This window comes from Streptomyces boncukensis (genome assembly GCF_011045075.1).
Lineage (GTDB): Bacteria > Actinomycetota > Actinomycetes > Streptomycetales > Streptomycetaceae > Streptomyces > Streptomyces boncukensis.
In genome coordinates, this window is record NZ_JAAKZZ010000010.1 from 22,046 (window position 1) to 38,807 (window position 16,762).

Below are 16,762 nucleotides of genomic sequence, written 5' to 3' on the forward strand. Positions count from 1 at the left end.
CTCTCGTTCACCCGGGGAGCGTCGTCTCGCTGTACGGGGCCACGGAGGGGCCCGTGCCATGGTGGGTGCGGCCCACGGAGAGGTAGCCGCCTCCCGGAACCCGGGTCACCCCGCTGAGGTACGGATTCGGCACCGCCTCGTCCGCCGGGCCCCGCACCAGCTTCCACGCCCCACCGTCCCAGCGGAGATACGCGGTGCGGCTCTGGTCCCAGAACTCCCACCCGCAGATCCAGCCGGGACGCCCCTGGCCGTCACCGGCGATGCCGGTCAGCGCGCCGGGCCCGATGTCCTTGGGGGCGCTCGTCCACTCCGTACCGTCCCAGTGCACCAGCACGGCACCCGGCGGCTTGCCGGGCGGCCCGCCGACCCCGAAGGCCGCGCCGACGGCCCACACGTCGTTCTTCGCGAGCGGCAGCACCCCGCTGATGCCGGACCGGATGCCGCCCGTGCCCGGCAGCACCGCCCAGCGGCCGTCCCAGCGGGCCACGAGCCCGACCCAGGCGGCTTCCACGGTCTGGCTGCCCGACACCCACACATCGCCCTGCTCCCGTACGGTGACGGAGGTGAGGTCGGCGTACTCGGGGCGGTCGACGGGCAGCGGGTCCAGCCAGCGCCAGCGCACCCCGTTCCAGTTCAGCAGCCGCGCCGCGCCCTCGTGCAGCCCCGTGACCCACACCTGCCGGTCGGGCCCGGCGGCGACGGCCCACAGCCGGGTGTCGGGGGTGTGCGGATAGTCGACCGCGCGCCAGCGGGTGCCGTTGAAGCGCAGGATGCGCCCCGGTCCGCTCTCCGCCGAGCCCACGGCCCACACATCGCCGGGGGAGGTGGCGGCGACCGAGCGCAGCCCGCCCGTGAACGCGGCGTCCGACAGCTCGGACCGCGTCCAGCGGGCCCCGTTCCACCGCATGGCCAGCGGCCGTCCCCGCTCGTCCGCCGAGCCCCGCGACTCCTCGCCGACGGCCCAGGCCAGCGATGCGTCGAGCGCCACCGTCTGGAGGAGCTGCGCTCCCGGATCAGCGCCCGGCGCGGGCACCGGGCGCCACTCCGCGCGGGCGCGCACCCCCTGCGTACGCGCCTGTGCAGGGGCCGCGGACGCCGCGCCCGCGACGAGTCCCGCCGATGCCGCCCCGAGTGCCGTGGCCACAAAACGTCTTCGCTCCACGCAGACCCCTCCCTTGTCGTGTCTCTGGTCGCGCGGTCCAGGGCCCACACCTTGCTGCGCCCCGCCGGGCGCGGCTAGTCACCCAGGCGCTAAATTTCGCCACGTTGGAACCAACTGGGGCCGATGTCATCGGCCTTGGGGCGTCAGTGACACGGGTAAGGGACCGGTAGGAGTTCGACCATGGGTTGTGTGATCCTCCGCAGGGAGAAGGCCGGATACGAAGGCAAGCAGGGGGGCGTGTTCAGCCAGGGCGTGTCGGCCGAGTCCGTCGGAGCCCGCGGTCTGTGCATGCACGTGCTGCACATTCCGCCCCACTCCAAGGGCGAGCCGCATGTCCACGCGGGCCACGAGTCGGCGATATATGTGATCAGCGGAACGCACGAGATCTGGCACGGGGAGGATCTGGCCCAGCACGACACCCTGCGCCCCGGCGACATGGTGTACGTCCCGGCCGATCTGCCGCATATGCCGGTGACCGGAGAGGAGCCGGTGACCGTGGTCGTGGCCCGTACGGACCCGCACGAGCAGGAGTCGGTGCACCTGCTGAGACCGCGCGACGAGTCCGGCGGGCCCGGGGACGGGAGATGACGCGCGTCCCCGCCCGCCGCGCGGGCGGGGACGCCGCGCAGGCCCGGCGCCGCGCTGCTCCCGGTCCTGCTCCCGGCCCTACTCCTGGCCCTCGGTGATCTTCTTCAGCCCCTCCCTGAGGTCCGGCAGCTCCTCCGGGGCCTTCGGCAGCTTCGACGGGGCCTCGGCGGCCTTGACGTAGCGGTCGGTGGCGCCGCCGTTCCAGCTGACCTTGAGGGTCTTCGCGGTGAGGGCGCCGACCTGTCCGTTGGTCCGCTCCTCGCCGGTGCCGCCGGGGCACTTGAGGGTGAGCGACTTCGTATCGCCGGTGCCCAGCACCCGGCCGGTGCACATCTTCCCGTCCCGCCGCAGCGAGGCGGCGTCGTCGACGATGGTCAGCACCATCGTGTCGCCGCCCGCCCTGGTCTGCCAGAAGCCGGACAGCGTCGCCTTGCCGCCGGCGGCGTCGTCGGCGGCGTCCTTCTCCTTGCCGGGTGCCTCCGGCGTCGAGGGCGTGGCGGAGCTCTTGTCCTTGGCGTCCTTGGCGTCCTTCGACCCGTCCCCGCCGTCGTCGCTGCTTCCGCAGCCGCTCAGCAGCAGTCCGGCCACCACCGCCGCGGTGGCCGCCCCCGTCATCCGCGCTGACGTGCGCACGTACTCGCCCTCCTCGATCGTTTACAGGATCACGACAACCCTAGAGCGTGCCCGGCAGCGGCGGGGCGGGCCCCGGGAGAAGAAGCTGTGCGCGCTGTCGGTGCGGCCGCTTAGGGTGGCGGCATGCTTCAGGAGAGGGCGGAGGATTCCGCCGGGGCGGCAGGAAGCGGCGCGCTGGATGTGCTGAAGCGCGTCTTCGGCTATGACGCGTTCCGCGGCCGGCAGGAAGCGGTCGTCGAGCATGTCATCGGCGGCGGCGACGCCGTGGTGCTGATGCCGACGGGCGGCGGCAAGTCGCTGTGCTATCAGATCCCGGCGCTCGTGAGACGCGGCACGGGCGTGGTGATCTCGCCGCTGATCGCCCTGATGCAGGACCAGGTGGACGCGCTGCGCGCGCTGGGCGTGCGGGCCGGCTTCATCAACTCCACGCTGGACTTCGAGGAACGCCGGGTGGTGGAGGCCGAGTTCCTCGCGGGCGAGCTCGACCTGCTCTACCTCGCGCCCGAGCGGCTGCGGCTGGAGGCCACCACCGCGCTGCTCGCCCGCGGCGAGGTGGCGCTCTTCGCGATCGACGAGGCGCACTGCGTCGCGCAGTGGGGCCACGACTTCCGCCCGGACTATCTGGGCCTCGCCCAGCTGGGCGAGCGCTGGCCGGACGTGCCGCGGGTGGCCCTGACGGCCACGGCCACCCGGGCCACACACCAGGAGATCACCGAGCGGCTGGGCCTGGCGGGCGCGCGCGACTTCGTCGCGAGCTTCGACCGCCCCAACATCCAGTACCGCATCGTCCCCAAGAACGACCCGCGCAAGCAGCTGCTGCGCTTCCTGAAGGAGGAGCACGAGGGCGACGCGGGCATCGTCTACTGCCTGTCGCGGAACGGCGTGGAGAAGACGGCGGAGTTCCTGTGCCGCGAGGGCGTCGAGGCGGTGCCGTACCACGCGGGGCTGGACGCGGGCACCCGCGCGGCCCACCAGGCGCGCTTCCTGCGCGAGGAGGGCCTGGTGGTGGTCGCCACCATCGCCTTCGGCATGGGGATCGACAAGCCGGACGTCCGCTTCGTCGCCCACCTGGACCTGCCCAAGTCGGTGGAGGGGTACTACCAGGAGACGGGCCGCGCGGGCCGCGACGGCCTGCCGGCCACCGCGTGGCTGGCGTACGGGCTGCAGGACGTCGTGCAGCAGCGGAAGCTGCTGGAGGGCGGCGAGGGCGACGAGGCGCATCAGCGGCGCTCCCGCGCGCACCTCGACGCCATGCTGGCGCTGTGCGAGACGGTGAGCTGCCGCCGGGCCCGCGTCCTGTCGTACTTCGGCCAGGAGGCGGGGGAGACCTGCGGCAACTGCGACACCTGCCTCACCCCGCCCGAGACCTGGGACGGCACCGTCCCGGCCCAGAAGGTGCTGTCCACGGTGGTGCGCCTGAAGCGGGAGCGGGGGCAGAAGTTCGGAACGGGCCAGATCGTGGACATCCTGCTGGGCAGGAAGACGGCGAAGGTCATCCAGTTCGACCACGATGCGCTGTCCGTCTTCGGCATCGGCTCCGACCTGGCCGAGGCCGAGTGGCGGACCATCGTGCGGCAACTGCTGGCGCAGGGGCTGCTGGAGATCGAGGGCGAGTACGGCACGCTGGTGCTGACGGACGCCAGCGCCCCGGTGCTGCGCGCGGAGCGGGAGGTGCTGCTCCGCAAGGACGCCCGGCCCCCCAAGGCCGCGGCCCGGCCGAAGGCCAAGGCCGCGGCCCCCATCGCCGCCGAGCTGCCCGAGGAGGCGCAGCCGCTCTTCGAGGCCCTGCGCGCCTGGCGGGCGGAGCGGGCGAGGGAGCAGGGCGTTCCGGCGTATGTCGTCTTCCACGACGCGACGCTGCGGGAGATCGCGGCCCGCAGGCCCGCGACCGGGTCCGAGCTGGGCGAGATCGCCGGCATCGGCGAGAAGAAGCTGGCGACCTACGGCGAGGGCGTGCTGGAGGTGGTGGCGGGGGAGGAGTAGCGGGGCTTCGCGTCCGGTGCGCCCCGGCAGGGGCGCGGGGCTGTGTCCATAGCGGCTCCGCCGCGGGGCGCGCTCGGCCTCCCGCAAGCTCTCGGCTTCGCTCGAGCAGGGGGTACCCCCAGCTCACCCGCGCCCCGCGACGAACAGCAGGGGGCAGCTCCTCCCCGGCGTCGAGCCCACCGGCGTCAGGCAGCAGGGGCCGGCCGTACCCGTCCCGTCACCTCGCCGAGCCCGATCCGCTCCCCGCCCGGTCCGGGCGCCCAACCGGAGAGGGTGACCTCGTCACCGTCCTCCAGGAACGTCCGCTTGCCGTCCGGCAGTTCGACCGGCTCGGCGCCGCCCCAGGTCAGCTCCTGCAGACAGCCCGACTGGGTGAGCCGGTCGGGGCCGCTGACCGTGCCGGAGCCGTAGAGGTCGCCGGTGCGCAGGGACGCGCCGCCCGCCGTCATATGGGCCAGCATCTGCGCGCCGGTCCAGTACATGGCGGAGAACGGCGGCTCGGCGATGGTGTGCCCGTTGAGCCGTACCGTCAGGCGCAGGTCGAGGCCGCCCGGCTCGACGCCGTCCGCGCCGTCGTCCAGGTACGGCAGCAGCGGGACGTCGCGCGCCGGGGGCGCGGTGCGGGCGGCTTCCAGCGCGTCCAGCGGGGTGATCCAGGGGGAGACGGACGTCGCGAAGGACTTCGCCAGATGCGGGCCGAGCGGCTGGCCCTCCCAGCCCTGCAGGTCGCGCGCCGACCAGTCGTTCAGCAGCGTCACCCCGAAGACGTGTTCGCGGAAGTCCCGCAGGCCGACGCCCGCACCGCCCTGCGCGCTCGGCATGCCGACGACGAAGCCCAGCTCGGCCTCGATGTCGAGGCGGCGCGAGGGGCCGAAGGAGGGCGCCGGGTCGGTGGGCGGCTTGCGCTGGCCGCGCGGGCGCACGACGGGCGTGCCGGAGACCACGACGGTGCCGGAGCGGCCGTGGTAGCCGACGGGCAGATGCTTCCAGTTGGGCAGCAGCGGCGCCGAGTCCGGCCGGAACAGCCGGCCGAGGTTGGTGGCGTGGTGCTCGCTCGCGTAGAAGTCGACGTAGTCGGCGACGTCGAACGGGAGGTGCAGGGTGGCGCCGGCCAGGGGGTGCAGATACGGGTCGGCGGCGCCGTCCGTCAGCCAGTCGCGCAGCTCGGCGCGGACGGCCTGCCAGGCGGCGCGGCCCGCCGCCATCAGCGCGTTCAGCGAGGGCCGGGTGAGCAGGTCCGCGTGCGGGGAGCCGAGCGCGGTGGCGGCGGCGCCCGCGTCGAGGATCCGGTCGTGGTAGCGGACGCCGATGCGGCGGTGGCCGGGCGCGTCCGCGTGGGTGAAGAGGCCGTACGGAAGGTTGTCCGGGCCGAAGAGGCCAGCGGCCCCGGTGGGCTCGTCGGGTGCACTCATGGGGGTCAGGTTACGGTCCCGTGCAGGTCCGCCAGAAGGTGTGCGCATTGTCCGGAACGTCTTGGCGGAACGGGATATTCGCCCTTAACGTGCTGTTCGGGGCATGGCGGAAGAGGCAGCCGACGGCCGGCGGCGGCTGGCGGCCGGCGGCGGCCGGCGGGCGCCGGGGACGCGCCGTGCCCGTTGGGGGGGGCGAGTGGCGAGGAACGGCGCGTGCCTGCGGGCGCGTATGGACCGGTCCGTACCGGGACTGATCGTCAAGGTGGGGGACTATCCGCTGCACCACGGCGGCGTCGGCGCGATCCGCAGCCTGGGCCGGCTCGGGGTGCCGATGTACGCCATCACGGAGGACCGCTGGACGCCCGCGGCACGCTCCCGCTATCTGCGGGAGCCGATCGTGTGGCCGACGAGCGGGCGCGAGCCGCGCGGGCGGCTGCTCGCCGGCCTGCTGCGGGCCGGGCGGCGCATCGGGCGGCCCGCCGTGCTGATCCCGACGGACGAGGAGGCCGCGGTCCTGATCGCCGAGCACCAGCCGGAGCTGACCGAGTGGTTCCTCTTCCCGCGGGTGCGGTGCGACCTGCCGCGGCGGCTGGCCAGCAAGCAGGGGCTGCACGAGCTGTGCGTCGAGCACGGCGTCCCGTCCCCGGCGAGCTGCGCCCCGCGGACGTTCGCTGAGGTGGAGCGGTTCGCCGAGCGGGCCCGCTTCCCGGTGGTCGCCAAGAACCGCGCGGCGTTCGAGCGGCGCAGAAGCCCGGCCGTGCACGGTACGACCCGCATCGGCGGCGCCGAGCAGCTCCTCGTGCTGGCGCGGCGCTGGGGCGAGCGCCCCGGGGTGGTCCTCCAGGAGTATCTGCCGCTGGAGGAGGCCGAGGACTGGATCGTGCACGCCTACTTCGGGCGGGACGGCGAGCCGCTGGCGCTGTTCACCGGGGTCAAGGCGCGCTCGTGGCCGCCGCACGCGGGGATGACGGCGGCGGCGTACGCCGTGGACAACCCGGAGCTGGCCGCGCTCGCCGCGCAGTTCATCAAGCGGCTGGGCTTCACCGGGATCATCGATCTGGACTGGCGCTTCGACCGCCGCGACGGGCAGTACAAGCTGCTGGACTTCAACCCGCGGATGGGCGCCCAGTTCCGGCTGTTCGAGAACGGCGCGGGCGTCGACGTGGTCCGCGCCCAGCATCTCGACCTGACCGGCCGCGCGGTGCCGGAGGGGGAGCAGCGGGACGGGTGGCGGTATGTCGTGGAGAACATCGACCCGGTGGCGCGGCTCGCCTATCGCCGCGGGCGCGGCGGCCCCGGGTACCGCGCCCCGCACACCCCGGCGCGGGCCCGGGGCACCGAGCTGGCGTGGCTGGCGGCCGACGATCCGCTGCCCGCCGCGCTGATGGCGGCCCGGCTGCTGCGGCCCGGCGCGCAGCATCTGTGGCGGTGGTGGAGCGGCCGCCGGGCCGGCACCTAGCGAGTGACCAGCGCACAGGGGCGCACAGGGGCACACAGGGGCACACAAGGGGCACACGAGGGGTGGGGACTCAGTGAGCGGAGAACAGGGGCGCCGCGGGCTGCCCGCAGTCGTCATCGGGGCCGGCCCGTACGGGCTGTCCGCCGCCGCGCATCTGCGGGCGCGGGGGGTGCCGACGCGGGTCTTCGGGGAGCCGATGGCCAGTTGGAGTACCCATATGCCCGCCGGCATGCTGCTCAAGTCGACAGCCGACGCCTCGGACATCGACGCGCCGCGGCCCGGCCACACCCTGGCGGACTACTGCCGTGCGGCCGGCGAGCCGCCCTGCGCGTCCGACTGGGATCTGGTGCCGGGCGAGACGTTCACCCGCTACGGCCGGTGGTTCCAGCGCGAGCTGGTGCCCGGCCTGGAGCGGGTCCGGGTGGTCGCCGTCGACCGCGGGCCCGGCGGCGGCTTCGAGGTGAAGCTGGACTCGGGCGAGAGCTGCGCGGCGCGCGCCGTGGTGGTCGCGACGGGGCTGACCGGCTGCGCGTATCTGCCGCCGCAGCTGGCCGCCGCCGTCCCCGGCGGGCCCACCCCGGCAGGCCCCGTCTCGCACAGCTCGCAGCACCCGGACCCGGCGGCGCTCTCGGGCCGCGCGGTGCTGGTGGTGGGCGCCGGGCAGTCCGCGCTGGAGACGGCGGTGCTGGCCGCCGAGGCGGGCGCGGCGGTGCGGGTGGTGGCGCGCGGGCGCGCGGCCGTCGGCTTCGGCGCCCCGCCGGACCGGCAGCCGCGGCTGCGGCCGCGCTCGCCGTTCGGCCGCGCCTGGTCGCTGTACGCGTTCGCGGAGTACGCCGGGGCCTTCCGCTTCCTGCCCGCGCCGGCCCGGCACGCGCTGGTGCGGCGGGTGCTGGGGCCGCTCGGCGCCTGGTGGCTGCGGGAGCGGTTCACCGAGCGGGTCCGGGTCGTCCAGGGCCGGGCCCTCGTGCGCGCGGGCACCGGGCCGGGCGGCCGGGGCGCGGAGCTGGAGCTGGCCGGGGGCGCGGTGCTGGCGGCGGACCACATCATCGCCGCGACCGGCTACCGGGTGCACCTGGCTGCGATGGACTTCCTCGGCCACGAGCTGCGGGCCGCGCTGGCCCGCAGCGGGCGCGCCCCGGTGCCGCTGCTGGGCGCGGGGCTGGAGTCCTCGGTCCCCGGGCTGTACTTCACGGGGCTTCCGGCGGCGGCCTCGTACGGCCCGCTGATGCGGTTCGTGGCGGGTACGCGGTTCGCCTCCCGGCGGATCGCGGCGTCGGTGGCGGACGGGTAGGGCGTGTCCGGCTCAGCCCCCCCCAGACGCCGAGCGGCGCCGAGCGCCCATGTGCCCCGCACGATCCGCCGGCCACGCCCTGTGCCCGGTGCCGGCCCGTGCCGCGGGGCGGAATCGACGGGTACTTTCCGTGACGGTCTGACGGGCGCCGATGGTGATCGTCAACTGACCGGATACGCTGCCAGGTGATGGTGGCACCGGGCCAGTGGGACGTCGCAGACAGGAGTACCCCTCGTGACCGTCGTTGGGACCTTCGGGCTGAGCGTGCGGGACCAGGCTCTCGAAGTCGATGTCCAGGCAGGGCTGGCGGCTGTCGAGGAGGGCCTCATCGAGGCCACGAAGAGTGACGTTCCGTTCATCACCGAGGCGGCCCAGCATCTGGTGCGGGCGGGCGGGAAGCGGTTCCGTCCGCTGCTGGTGAGCCTGGGAGCCCAGTTCGGCGATCCGTACGCGCCCGGCGTCGTCCCCTCCGGCGTGGTGGTCGAGCTGACCCACCTCGCCACGCTCTACCACGACGACGTCATGGACCAGGCGGATGTCCGCCGCGGCGTGGCCAGCGCCAACGCCAACTGGGACAACTCCGTCGCGGTGCTCACCGGCGACTTCCTCTTTGCCCGCGCCTCGCAGATACTGGCCGACCTCGGCCCCGAGGCCGTACGCGTCCAGGCCGAGGCGTTCGAACGGCTGGTCACCGGGCAGATCCAGGAGACCGCGGGACCCGCCGAGGGCCAGGATCCGGTCGCCCACTACCTCGACGTCGTCGCGGGCAAGACCGGCTCGCTGATCGCGGCGGCGGGGCACTTCGGCGGGCTGATGTCCGGGGCCGACGAAAGGATTGTGTCGATCCTCACCCAGTACGGGGAGCGGGTCGGCGTCGCCTTCCAGCTCGCGGACGACGTGCTGGACATCGCCAGCGACGCGTGGGAGTCCGGCAAGACGCCGGGCACCGATCTGCGCGAGGGCGTCGCGACGCTGCCGGTGCTGTATGTGCGCGCGCGGGCCGGGTCGCCGGACGCCACGCCGGAGGACCGCGCGCTGTCCGCCCTGCTGGAGGGGGACCTCACCGACGACGCGCGGCACGCGGAGGCGCTGGCCGGGCTGCGGGCGCACCCCGCGCTGGAGCAGGCCCGGCAGGACACCCTGCGGTACGCGCAGGAGGCGCGGGCGCTGCTGGAGCCGCTGCCGGAGGGGGCGGCGAAGCAGGCGCTGGCGGCGCTGTGCGACTCGGTGGCGGACCGGGCGAGCTGACGTCTCCCCGCCCCGTCCGCCCCCGGGGCGCGCCTGGTCTCAGGGTTTCCCCCTACAGCGGCGGAGCCGGCGCCCCGCGGCCTCATCCCGGGGGAGTACGGACACTTGCCCCCGTCGGCTGACGCCGCGTTGACGGGGGATTTGGTCCCATAGAGGCACACCCCCCGCACCGATTCGGGTGAGAATGGCGGCAAGGGGTGGACGAGTGCGAGGTTGCGACGTAACCGGACCGCCGCCGACGACGGAGGTAGAACGTACACATGGCACAGATCTCACCGAACACGCCCAGGCGCAAGGCGCTCCGGTACGGCGTACCGGTCGCCATCGCCGGAGTGGCGGCTGTCACCGCGGCGATGGTGCCCGCGCTCGCCGACAGCGGCAGCCCCGATCTGCCGAAGATCACGGCCAAGGACCTCGTGAAGAAGATGGCGAAGTCCGATGTCGACCAGATCTCCGGCACCGTCAAGATAGAGACCGACCTCGGCCTTCCCTCCCTCCCCGGCAGCTCCGGCGGCCAGGGCGGCGGACTGTTCGGCGGCCGGCACGGCGGCCCGGACGAGGAGAAGGGCAAGGACTCCGGAGACTCCGGGGACTCCGGGGACGGCAAGTCCAGCGCGGCGCCGCAGGAGAAGCTGATGCAGCTGGCCTCCGGCGAGCACCGGCTGCGCGTCGCCTCCGACGGCCCCGACAAGCAGCGGCTGTCCGTGGTCGAGGACGCCGCCGAGTACAGCCTGGTCCGCAACGGCGGCGAGCTGTGGGCGTACGACAGCGCCAGCAACACCGCCTGGCACAGCGACCTCCCCCAGGGGGACGCGAAGAAGTCGCCCCGGCACGGCGGGATGGCCGATCTGACCCCGGACAAGGTGGCCAAGGAGGCCCTTGAGGCGGCGGAGAAGTCCGGCACCTCGGTCTCCGTCGACGGCACCGCGAAGGTCGCGGGCCGCGACGCGTACCAGCTGGTCCTCAAGCCCAAGGGCAAGGGCGCCGCGGACTCCACCGTCAAGGAGATCCGGATCGCGGTGGACGGCGACAACGGCGCGCCGCTGAAGTTCACGCTCTCCCCGAAGGAGGGCGGCAAGGCAGCGGTCGACGTGGCCTACACCAAGGTCGACTTCGGCAAGCCGTCCGCGAGCACCTTCGACTTCAAGCCGCCGAAGGGGACCAAGGTCACCGAGGGCAAGCTGGACCGCAAGGCGCGCGGAGCCGAGCGGAATGCCAAGCCCGATCTGACCGGCTTCGGCATCCTGGGCGGGGACGTCAGCGACTGGGGCAAGGTCGCCAAGATCGACATGCCGCGGGTCGCGGGCAGCCTGATCGACAAGGACAAGATCCAGGTGCCGCCCAACGGACTGAGCGTGGACGGCAAGGGCGGCGCGCAGATCGAGAAGTTCCTCGACGGCCTCACGGACGAGGTCAAGGGCGACTTCGGCACCGGCCGCGTCTTCCACACCCGGATGGTCAACGCCCTGATGACCGAGGACGGCACCCTGTACGTGGGCGCCGTCTCCAAGGACGGCCTGCTGAAGGCCGCCAACGCGGACGCGAAGTAGGACCGGAAGAGCAGGACCGGAAAAGCAGACCGGAAAGCAGACAGGGGAGAGCGAGCGTATGGCAGAGCTGACCGCCGCCGACCGTAGCGACGACGGGACAGTGATCTCCACCGAGGGGCTCACCAAGCGCTACCGAGGCGGTCAGCTCGCTGTCGACGCGCTCGACCTCGCCGTGCCCCGCGGCAGCGTCTTCGGCTTCCTCGGGCCCAACGGCTCGGGCAAGACGACGACGATCCGGATGCTGCTGGGGCTGATCGAGCCGAGCGGCGGCACCGCGCGGCTGCTCGGCTCGCCCATGCCGCAGGGGGTGCGCCGGGTGCTGCCGAGGGTCGGCGCCCTCATCGAGGGCCCGGCCCTCTACGGCTTCCTCTCCGGCCGCGACAACCTGCTCCGTCTGGACGCGGCCGACCCCACGGCGGACCCCCGCACCCGGACGGCCCGCGTCGGCCAGGCGCTGGAGCGGGTCGGGCTCGCTGCGGCCGCGGGCAAGAAGGCCCGCGCCTACTCCCTCGGGATGAAGCAGCGCCTCGGCCTCGCCGCGGCCCTCCTCCAGCCCCGCGAGCTGCTGGTCCTGGACGAGCCGACGAACGGACTCGACCCCCAGGGCATGCGCGAGATCCGGCACCTCGTGCGGGAGCTGGCGGACGGCGGCATCACCGTCTTCCTCTCCTCCCACCTCCTCGACGAGATCGAGCAGGTCTGCTCGCACACGGCCGTGATGAACCGCGGCCGGCTCGTCACCCAGGGCACCGTCGCCGAGATGGCCGCCGGAGCGCGGGGGCGGCTGCTGGTCACCACGCCGGACCCGGCCGAGGCGGTGCGCGTCCTCAAGGAGCACGGCGTGACGGACCTGACGGCCGAGGAGGACCGGGTCTGTGGGGAGCTCCCGGTGCCGGACGGCCCCGAGGGGGCGCCGCCCGATCCGGCGGACCTCAACGCCGCGCTCGTCCGCGCCGAGGTGCGCGTACGCTCGTTCGGTATGGAACGGGCCTCACTGGAGGATGTCTTCGTCTCACTGACCGGGGAGGGCTTCGATGTCGCTGGCTGAGCCGGAGGCCGGGACGGGCGCCGGGGCGGAGGAGGCGGCGCGGGCCGGCAGCGCGGCGCGGACCGGCGCTGCGGCGGCCTCCCGCCCCGTCAGCCCCCTCTGGTCGCTGGGCTTCCTCCGCTCCGAGCTGATCACGACGTTCCGCCGCTGGCGCACCCTCGCGCTGTTCGGGGTGCTGGCGCTGGTGCCGGTGCTGGTCGGCGTCGCCGTCAAGATCGAGACGAGCGGCGGCGGCACCGTCGGCGGCGGGGACGGCGACGGCCCGGCGTTCATCTCGCAGGTCACGAACAACGGACTGTTCCTGGTCTTCACCTCGCTGGCGGCCACCCTCCCCTTCTTCCTCCCGATGACCGTGGGCGTGATCGCGGGCGACGCCGTCGCCGGCGAGGCGAACGCCGGGACCCTGCGCTATCTGCTGGTCGCCCCGGCGGGCCGGACCCGGCTGCTGCTGGCGAAGTTCACCACCGTCCTCGCCTTCTGCCTCACGGCGACCCTGGTGGTGGCCGTCTCGGCGCTGGCGACGGGGGCGCTGCTGTTCCCGGTGGGCGAGGTCACGCTGCTGTCCGGCACCTCGGTGCCGTTCGGCGAGGGGCTGCTGCGGGCGCTGCTGGTGGCCGCCCTGGTCGCCGCGTCCCTGATCGGCCTGGCGGCGGTGGGGCTGTTCATCTCGACGCTCACCAACAGCGGCATCGCGGCGATGGCCGCCACGGTCGGGCTGCTGATCACGGTGCAGATCGTCAACTCCATCCCGCAGCTGCACGACATCCACCCCTATCTCTTCCCGAACTACTGGCTGAGCTTCGCCGACGTGCTCCGGGACCCGATCTACTGGGACGACCTGCTGAAGAACCTCGGGCTGCAGGGGGTGTACGGGGCGGTCTTCGCCTCCGCCGCGTGGGCGCGCTTCACCACGAAGGACATCACGGCGTAGGCCGCCGCACCTCGAACTGGAAGCAGCCGTACTCCACGGCCCGTACGTGCACCAGCGCCACCTCCGGATCGGCGAACGCCTCGTCGAAGCCCTGGTCGAACCCGGAGGCGGCCTCCTCGGGGATCTCGAAGAGGCGGCCCCCGACGATGCGGCCCTGGTCGCTGTAGCGGCGCAGGACGCGCAGCGCCCCCGGCCGCGCGAAGGGGTAGCCCCCGGTGGCCGGCGGCCCCGCGCACTCCGCGGCGTGGATGAAGACCGGCCCGGACTCCCCGTACGCGCCCGGTTCGGCCCCCGTCTCGGCCGCCCAGCGCCGCAGCGGCGCGTACGAGACGAGCGCGACCCGCTCACCGGGCTCGATGGCCCGCAGACAGCAGCGCAGCGGACTGCCGACGCTGGGGAGCGGGACCCCGTCCTCGCGGGCGGTGTACGGCCGGCAGGGCCGCCCGGAGTCGTCGGTCTCGCGGAGCTCTCGCAGGGCGGCGGGCGGAATCGGACGGGGGCGGTAGGCGTTCATGCGCCCCAGCGTCGGCGGTTCCGCCCCCGGCCGCTGGCGGAATCCGGACACGGCGCTCGGCGGGAGGACCCGAGGGGCGTTTTCGGTGACCGAATGACCGGATGGGGAGCGAAAGTTTCGTTCCCTGCGCGCGGTGCGGGCGCCCGCACCGCGCGTGGCTACTGTGCCGTTCCGTACCCGTGAGCGACCACCAGGACGGACGGAGCGGTCATATGCGACGCAGGGATCTTCTCGCCACCGCCTCCGGCGCGGCGGCCGCCGGGCTGCTGCTGCCCGGTACGGCGCGGGCGGCGACCGGTACGGCGGGTACGGCGCGGCAGGCCGCGTCCGTCGGGATCGACCCCGCCGGGAGCTGGGGCGCCTGGGAGGGCTGGGGGACCTCGCTCGCCTGGTGGGCGAATGTGTTCGGGGAGCGGGACGACCTCGCCGATGTGTTCTTCACCCGGCGCACCGTCGACGTCGGCGGCGCCCCGCTGCCCGGCCTCGGGCTGAACCTCGCGCGCTACAACCTCGGCGCGTGCAGCTGGAACGCCGTCAACGGCGAACGCATGGTCGAGTCGCCCAATATCCCCCGCTTCAAGCAGATCGAGGGGTACTGGAAGGACTGGCGCGACGAGGACCCGTCCTCCGCCGCCTGGGACTGGTCCGCCGACGCCGCGCAGCGGGCCATGCTCCGCAAGGCCCACGACCGGGGCGCGAAGGCCGAGCTGTTCTCCAACTCGCCCATGTGGTGGATGTGTCTCAATCACAACCCCTCCGGCGCCGCCTCCGGCTCCGACAACAACCTCCAGCCGTGGAACTACCGGCAGTTCGCCGTCTACCTCGCCGAGGTCGCCAGGCGCTCGGCCGACGAGTGGGGGGTGCCGTTCGTCTCCGTCGAGGCGTTCAACGAGTCCACGTCCGACTACTGGAGCGCCACCGGCAAGCAGGAGGGCTGCCACTTCGACGCCGCCGTCCAGGAGGAGGTGCTGGCCCATCTGCGGCGCGAGCTGAACCGGCGGGGGCTCGCCGACACCGCCGTCGCCGCCTCCGACGAGACCAACTACCAGGTGGCCCTGGACACCTGGCGCTCCTACGGCGGCGCCGCCCGGGACGCGGTCGGCCGGATCAACGTGCACGGCTACTCGGGGTCGAGCGGGCCGCGCGCCGCCCTCCGCGACGCGGCGGCCGCGGCGGGCAAGGGGCTGTGGAACTCGGAGTACGGGGACCGGGACGGCACCGGCCTGTCGATGGTGACCAACCTCCATCTGGACCTGCGCCAACTGCGCCCCAGCGGCTGGCTCTACTGGCAGGTGATCGACGAGACCCAGGTGTGGGCGCTGATCGACTTCGACTCGTCCACCAACACCCTCGGCACCGTGCGCCCCAAGTTCTATCTGCTCGCGCAGTACACCCGGCACATCCGGCCGGGGATGCGGATGATCGACACCGGGGACGACGCGGTCGTCGCCGCGTGGGACGAGGGCGCGGGGCGGCTGGTCGTCGTCGCCGCCAACACCGGGAACGCCGCGCGGGAGGTCACCCTCGACCTCACGGCGTTCGGCACGGTGCCCGCCGACGGCACCACCGTGCCGCGCTGGGCGACCGGCGCCGACGACGGCGGGGAGCGGTACGCGGCGCACCGGGACGACGTGCTCCGGGGCGGCAGGCTCAGCCGTACGCTCGGCGCGCGCTCAGTCCACACCTTCGAGTTCGACGGGGTGCGTGCCTGACCGGGAGCCGGAGCGCCCGTCGGCGGCCTTGCCGGTGGTCTTGCCGGTGGCTTTGCCGGTGGCCTGGGCGGCGGCGGCCGTCTCGTCCGCTGCCTTGTCGGCCGCGGCCCGCAGTTCGGCGCGGCCCCGCCGGGCCGCGCGCAGCGCGTCCCAGGTCAGCACGCACAGCGCCAGCCACACCAGCCCGAAGCCCGCCCAGCGCTCCGGGGGCATCTCCTCGTGGAACACGGTGACGCCGAGGATGAACATCGTGGCCGGGGCCATGTACTGCAGCAGCCCGATCGTGGACAGCGGCAGCCGCACCGCCGCGGCCCCGAAGAAGATCAGTGGCAGCGCGGTCGCCAGTCCGGCGCACGCCAGCAGCAGCGCGTGCCCCGCGCCGTCGGAGGCGAAGCTGTCCTCGCCGCGGGCCCCGAGGACGACGAGGAAGCCGAGCGCGGGCAGGAACAGCATCGCCGTCTCCGCGCTGAACCCCTCCACCCCGTCGAGCTTGATCCGCTTCTTGACCAGCCCGTAGGTGGCGAAGCTCAGCGCCAGGGTGAGGGAGATCCACGGCAGCCTGCCGTACGCGAACGTCATCACGACGACGGAGAGCGCGCCGATGCCCACGGCCACCCACTGCGCGGGGCGCAGCCGCTCGTGCAGCAGGACGACGCCGAAGGCGATGGAGACCAGCGGGTTGATGAAGTAGCCCAGCGACGACTCGACGACCCGGTCGGCGCTCACCGCCCAGATGAACAGCGCCCAGTTGACGGTGATGACGCAGGAGGCCACCGCGACCAGGCCGAGCTTCCTGCGATCCCGCAGCAGCGGGCGGATCCAGGAGCGGCGGCGCAGCACGAGGACGATCACCAGCGCGGTGGGCAGCGACCACACCATCCGGTGGGCCAGCACCTCCCAGGCGCCGGTGTCCTTGAGCAGGTGCCAGTAGAGGGGGAGCAGCCCCCACATTCCGTAGGCGGCGAAGCCGTACGCCAGCCCCGTCCTGCGTGTCCCCATCACTGCCTCCCGTCACCGTCCTCCCGCGTCTCCCGCACGGTAACGGTCCCCCGGGCCGCCTGTCATTTCCGTTCCGTCATACGGTCCTGACGCTCCGCAGGCCCGGCAGGCCCGGCAGGCCCGGCAGGCCCGGCGGGTCCGGTGGTTCGGGCGATGCGGCGGGAAGGATTCCGGTACGCGGCCGGTTGTCGCCCGCACCGCCGTGACTGTTGAAGGGAACCCTCGCATGTCC

14 protein-coding genes are annotated in these 16,762 nt (G+C 73.8%); 9 read left to right on the top strand and 5 right to left on the bottom strand.

Annotated features, from left to right (window positions below; translation table 11 throughout):
* Positions 1-7: 7 nt before the first annotated feature.
* Positions 8-1,162 (bottom strand): NHL repeat-containing protein, encoded by a 1,155-nt coding sequence (locus tag G5C65_RS02135; RefSeq protein ID WP_165296842.1) that lies wholly within the window; start codon positions 1,160-1,162, stop codon positions 8-10.
* Positions 1,163-1,342: 180 nt separating this feature from the next.
* Between G5C65_RS02135 and G5C65_RS02140 the strand changes: the two genes are divergently transcribed.
* The gene (locus G5C65_RS02140) at positions 1,343-1,750 is read left to right on the top strand and encodes a cupin domain-containing protein (protein WP_165296843.1); all 408 of its coding nucleotides are present in this window, start codon (positions 1,343-1,345) and stop codon (positions 1,748-1,750) included.
* A gap of 78 nt (positions 1,751-1,828) precedes the next feature.
* Here the strand turns inward: G5C65_RS02140 and G5C65_RS02145 are convergent, their stop codons facing one another.
* Complete coding sequence (locus G5C65_RS02145; RefSeq protein ID WP_165296844.1) at positions 1,829-2,383, bottom strand: hypothetical protein; 555 nt, start codon at positions 2,381-2,383, stop codon at positions 1,829-1,831.
* Between the two features lie 123 nt (positions 2,384-2,506).
* Between G5C65_RS02145 and recQ the strand changes: the two genes are divergently transcribed.
* The gene (gene recQ / locus G5C65_RS02150; protein ID WP_165296845.1) at positions 2,507-4,366 is read left to right on the top strand and encodes a DNA helicase RecQ; all 1,860 of its coding nucleotides are present in this window, start codon (positions 2,507-2,509) and stop codon (positions 4,364-4,366) included.
* 185 nt (positions 4,367-4,551) lie between these two features.
* On the opposite strand, the gene fahA is transcribed toward recQ, so the two are convergent.
* Complete coding sequence (gene fahA, locus G5C65_RS02155; protein ID WP_165296846.1) at positions 4,552-5,778, bottom strand: fumarylacetoacetase; 1,227 nt, start codon at positions 5,776-5,778, stop codon at positions 4,552-4,554.
* Positions 5,779-6,007: 229 nt separating this feature from the next.
* On the opposite strand from fahA, the gene G5C65_RS02160 reads away from it, so the two are divergent.
* From G5C65_RS02160 to G5C65_RS02185, 6 genes are all read left to right on the top strand, one after another.
* Positions 6,008-7,237, top strand: a complete 1,230-nt coding sequence (locus tag G5C65_RS02160; protein ID WP_165296857.1) for a carboxylate--amine ligase — start codon at positions 6,008-6,010, stop codon at positions 7,235-7,237.
* A gap of 73 nt (positions 7,238-7,310) precedes the next feature.
* The gene (locus tag G5C65_RS02165; protein WP_338146205.1) at positions 7,311-8,528 is read left to right on the top strand and encodes an FAD-dependent oxidoreductase; all 1,218 of its coding nucleotides are present in this window, start codon (positions 7,311-7,313) and stop codon (positions 8,526-8,528) included.
* A gap of 234 nt (positions 8,529-8,762) precedes the next feature.
* Positions 8,763-9,776 (top strand): polyprenyl synthetase family protein, encoded by a 1,014-nt coding sequence (locus G5C65_RS02170; RefSeq protein ID WP_165296847.1) that lies wholly within the window; start codon positions 8,763-8,765, stop codon positions 9,774-9,776.
* A gap of 260 nt (positions 9,777-10,036) precedes the next feature.
* Positions 10,037-11,326, top strand: coding sequence for a LolA family protein (locus G5C65_RS02175; protein WP_165296848.1), 1,290 nt, complete (start codon positions 10,037-10,039; stop codon positions 11,324-11,326).
* 58 nt (positions 11,327-11,384) lie between these two features.
* Positions 11,385-12,374 (top strand): ABC transporter ATP-binding protein, encoded by a 990-nt coding sequence (locus tag G5C65_RS02180; protein WP_165296849.1) that lies wholly within the window; start codon positions 11,385-11,387, stop codon positions 12,372-12,374.
* Positions 12,361-13,305: an ABC transporter permease gene (locus G5C65_RS02185; protein WP_165296850.1), complete on the top strand. Its 945-nt coding sequence runs from the start codon at positions 12,361-12,363 to the stop codon at positions 13,303-13,305. Before G5C65_RS02180 ends, G5C65_RS02185 begins: the two co-directional genes overlap by 14 nt.
* Here G5C65_RS02185 and G5C65_RS02190 read toward each other — a convergent pair.
* A complete protein-coding gene (locus G5C65_RS02190; RefSeq protein WP_165296851.1) occupies positions 13,295-13,819 on the bottom strand; it encodes a DUF1203 domain-containing protein in 525 nt (174 codons plus the stop codon). The two genes, G5C65_RS02185 and G5C65_RS02190, sit on opposite strands and share 11 nt — an antisense overlap.
* Positions 13,820-14,031: 212 nt before the next feature.
* On the opposite strand from G5C65_RS02190, the gene G5C65_RS02195 reads away from it, so the two are divergent.
* The gene (locus tag G5C65_RS02195) at positions 14,032-15,531 is read left to right on the top strand and encodes a glycoside hydrolase (RefSeq protein ID WP_165296852.1); all 1,500 of its coding nucleotides are present in this window, start codon (positions 14,032-14,034) and stop codon (positions 15,529-15,531) included.
* Here the strand turns inward: G5C65_RS02195 and rarD are convergent.
* Positions 15,493-16,530, bottom strand: a complete 1,038-nt coding sequence (gene rarD / locus G5C65_RS02200; RefSeq protein ID WP_165296853.1) for an EamA family transporter RarD — start codon at positions 16,528-16,530, stop codon at positions 15,493-15,495. The genes G5C65_RS02195 and rarD overlap by 39 nt on opposite strands.
* Positions 16,531-16,762: the final 232 nt, after the last annotated feature.

What these genes read in the sequence shown, in the direction of transcription:
- G5C65_RS02140 (WP_165296843.1), top strand. Translation starts at nt 1,343, where the DNA reads ATGGGTTGTGTGATCCTCCGCAGGGAGAAGGCCGGATACGAAGGCAAG.
- recQ (WP_165296845.1), top strand. Translation starts at nt 2,507, where the DNA reads ATGCTTCAGGAGAGGGCGGAGGATTCCGCCGGGGCGGCAGGAAGCGGC.
- fahA (WP_165296846.1), bottom strand. Translation starts at nt 5,778, where the DNA reads ATGAGTGCACCCGACGAGCCCACCGGGGCCGCTGGCCTCTTCGGCCCG.
- G5C65_RS02160 (WP_165296857.1), top strand. Translation starts at nt 6,008, where the DNA reads ATGGACCGGTCCGTACCGGGACTGATCGTCAAGGTGGGGGACTATCCG.
- G5C65_RS02175 (WP_165296848.1), top strand. Translation starts at nt 10,037, where the DNA reads ATGGCACAGATCTCACCGAACACGCCCAGGCGCAAGGCGCTCCGGTAC.
- G5C65_RS02180 (WP_165296849.1), top strand. Translation starts at nt 11,385, where the DNA reads ATGGCAGAGCTGACCGCCGCCGACCGTAGCGACGACGGGACAGTGATC.
- G5C65_RS02185 (WP_165296850.1), top strand. Translation starts at nt 12,361, where the DNA reads ATGTCGCTGGCTGAGCCGGAGGCCGGGACGGGCGCCGGGGCGGAGGAG.
- G5C65_RS02190 (WP_165296851.1), bottom strand. Translation starts at nt 13,819, where the DNA reads ATGAACGCCTACCGCCCCCGTCCGATTCCGCCCGCCGCCCTGCGAGAG.
- G5C65_RS02195 (WP_165296852.1), top strand. Translation starts at nt 14,032, where the DNA reads ATGCGACGCAGGGATCTTCTCGCCACCGCCTCCGGCGCGGCGGCCGCC.
- rarD (WP_165296853.1), bottom strand. Translation starts at nt 16,530, where the DNA reads ATGGGGACACGCAGGACGGGGCTGGCGTACGGCTTCGCCGCCTACGGA.